This window comes from Psychrobacter sp. 4Dc, assembly GCF_002836715.1.
Lineage (GTDB): Bacteria > Pseudomonadota > Gammaproteobacteria > Pseudomonadales > Moraxellaceae > Psychrobacter.
Window position 1 is genome coordinate 1 of the sequence record NZ_PJAT01000027.1, and the last position, 1,166, is coordinate 1,166.

The window sequence follows — 1,166 nt, forward strand, 5'->3', positions numbered from 1 at the left end:
TAGAACCATGAGATATGATTGGTTAAATCAGGAGCTGTTTGATAATCTAGAGCAGGTACGCGCACAAGCAGAAAACTGGTTATACCATTATAATCATAAGCGCCCAAACATGGGCAATGGCGGTTTTACACCGATACAGAAACTCAATCAGGCAGCTTAATTCTATTTATTAGGTGTCTTAAGTTTGGGAGGGTTACCGCCTGACAGGATTAAATTATCATAATACCGCTTTTCAAACTCAAAGGGTGACACATATCCAATCGTGCCATGTAAACGGGTTTTATTAAACCAATCCACCCACTCAAGGGTTGCCAGTTCAACATCGTTCACACCAGTCCAGTTCTGCTTTAAATAGTCAATTACCTCAGATTTATAGAGTCCATTGACCGTTTCAGCCAGTGCATTATCGTATGAATCGCCTGTTGTACCAACAGAAGCAATCACGCCAGAGTCCGTCATCTTATCGGTATAGCGAATAGATAAGTACTGAACCCCTCGATCACTATGATGAATCACGTCTTTGGGATTGTTTCTGTCTGCTATTGCTTGATTTAATGCTGCCATTACCATATCAGTGTTCATACGCTTTGATACTTTCCAGCCGAGAATAGCGCGAGCAAATACATCGATGATAAAAGCGGTATAGACCCAGCCGCTCAATGTCTTGATATAAGTAAAATCTGCAACCCACAGCTGATTAGGACGATGGGCATTAAAGTTACGATTGACCAAGTCAACAGTACGCTCTTGGTCGTCACGGCTGCTGGTGGTAATCTTGCCCTTACCGCGCCAGATGCCTTGCATACCATACTGCTTCATTAAACGCTCTACCGTACAACGAGCCACATGAATATCATCTGCCTTCATCTGCTGCCAGACTTTACGAACACCGTAACGGCATTTACTGTCCTGCCAGATGCGTTTAATCTCGCTGAGATAGTAGTCGTCATGCTGACTGCGCAGTGAACGCCTTTCAGGGCAGCACTCCAAGTCTTTAGTACGGTAGTAGGTTGATGGGGCAATCGGTAGTACTCTACAGATCAGCTCGACCCCATAACTACCTCTATAGTCATCAATAAACTGAACCATTATCTGGGTGGACGGCCCGTCCCCGCCTGGGCGAAAAAAGCGGCAGCCTTACGTATAATCTCATTGGCTTGCTTGAG

1 protein-coding gene, 1 pseudogene and 1 other annotated feature are annotated in these 1,166 nt (G+C 44.9%); of the genes and pseudogenes, one reads left to right on the top strand and one right to left on the bottom strand.

What is annotated here, in order from left to right; genetic code table 11:
• Nucleotides 1-160 (top strand): integrase core domain-containing protein (locus CXF61_RS01740; RefSeq protein ID WP_165596939.1); only part of this gene is annotated, 160 nt, incomplete at its 5' end.
• Between the two features lie 2 nt (nucleotides 161-162).
• Here the strand turns inward: CXF61_RS01740 and CXF61_RS01745 are convergent.
• Nucleotides 163-1,166: pseudogene (locus CXF61_RS01745) on the bottom strand (IS3 family transposase); the annotation flags it as partial.
• Nucleotides 1,015-1,131 (bottom strand) — a sequence feature (AL1L pseudoknot). Its footprint overlaps the pseudogene before it by 117 nt.